Genomic DNA, 1275 nt, shown 5'->3' with positions numbered 1-1275 from the left:
ACGGGGCTATCCAGGACGGCTCCGACGCCGTGATCACACCAGCCACTGCAAGATCATCTCACCCGTGACCAGCAGTTGCGGGACAACCCTTAGTCCCGCCGCCCGCCGGGAGTTTGTTGCAACTCTGCTACCAAACCCCCGAGTTTTAGGGATTTCTGACGGGCAGTTTGGTTGCGATTTTGCTACCAAAGGCAGGAGATCCGTCAGTGCCTACTGACACACCGTGCAGAGATATGTCAGTGCTGCACTGACGTATCTCCAAAGGCTCGTCCTCCTGACCAGCCGAAACATGTCCGCTTCCCTCTTAGAACCCGCGTAGTGGTTGGCACCGGTCCAAAGCCGGCCAGCCTCCCATACGATCCCGGCCAGGGGTTGGGGTCTCTCGGGGAGGTTCGGGCTGGCGGGTACCGGTTTGATGGCCTGTTGTCGAGGGTCAGTGGATCTGGTACAGGATGATCTTTCCAGAATCTAGCTCTGACTCAGTTTGAATCATTCAAGGTGGAGGCCTGTTTCGATGCGGTCTCCGCAAGGGTTCGTGATCGTGTTTTCATCTTTGACTGCTGGGGAGGATCGGCGTGCGGCCGGGTGCGGAGCGCTCAACAGGCCGGAGGCCCGGACCCTGTGAAACGGCGTCACCTCCGTGCGAAGCACGGGAGTCCCAAGCCCTGTGCGGTGGTGACCTGTAGCGTCGAGCAGGGTCGAAGTGATCACCACCTGGAGGGGATGATGGCAGCGAAGAGTGAGTGGCCCGAGCTGGTGGGGAAGCTTGCGGAGCATGCCCGCCAGCAGATCGGGGCGGAGTTTCCGGAGATCACGGTGCATGTGGTGCCTGAGGGCAGCATGGTGACGATGGACTTCAATGAGCAGCGGGTGAGGCTCTTCGTTAAGGATGGCAAGGTGGTCCGGGTACCCAGGCGTGGGTAGTCTTTGCTGCCAGCTTGGCCTGCGGAGCAGGCCTGGGGTCCTGGAGGCGGAGCCGGAAGGCCCCTGGGGTGGGGGAGCGGAGCGGACCCGCCCAACGGGCCGAAGGCCCGGACCCCGTGAAACGGGGTCACCTCCCGCGCGGAGCGCGAGCGCCCTGGGGCCTGCGGAGCAGGCCCGCTCTGGTGGAGCGCAGCGCAACCAGAGCCAGTCCGGAGCGAAGCGCAGGACCCCGGCCGAAGGCCGGCCATGGCTCGGAGCGAAGCGCAGAGCTGGGCCCGAATGTCCCCCGCCCGATCCTGTATATTATACACATCTACGAGACCCAGATACAATGAAGTATATAGTTTGTAG

Annotated in this window: 1 protein-coding gene; it reads left to right on the top strand. The window is 62.6% G+C overall.

What is annotated here, in order from left to right:
• Window positions 1–723: 723 nt before the first annotated feature.
• The gene (locus tag ACWF9Z_RS36700; RefSeq protein ID WP_453609967.1) at window positions 724–924 is read left to right on the top strand and encodes a serine protease inhibitor; all 201 of its coding nucleotides are present in this window, start codon (window positions 724–726) and stop codon (window positions 922–924) included.
• The last annotated feature ends 351 nt before the right edge of the window (window positions 925–1275 follow it).

Source organism: Streptomyces sp. NPDC054961, assembly GCF_053609145.1.
Note: the sequence above shows the minus strand (reverse complement) of the source record. Positions and strands in the feature narration are given on the sequence as shown.

Excerpts from the sequence above, each read along its gene's own strand:
- ACWF9Z_RS36700 (WP_453609967.1), top strand. The coding sequence starts at position 724 with ATGATGGCAGCGAAGAGTGAGTGGCCCGAGCTGGTGGGGAAGCTTGCG.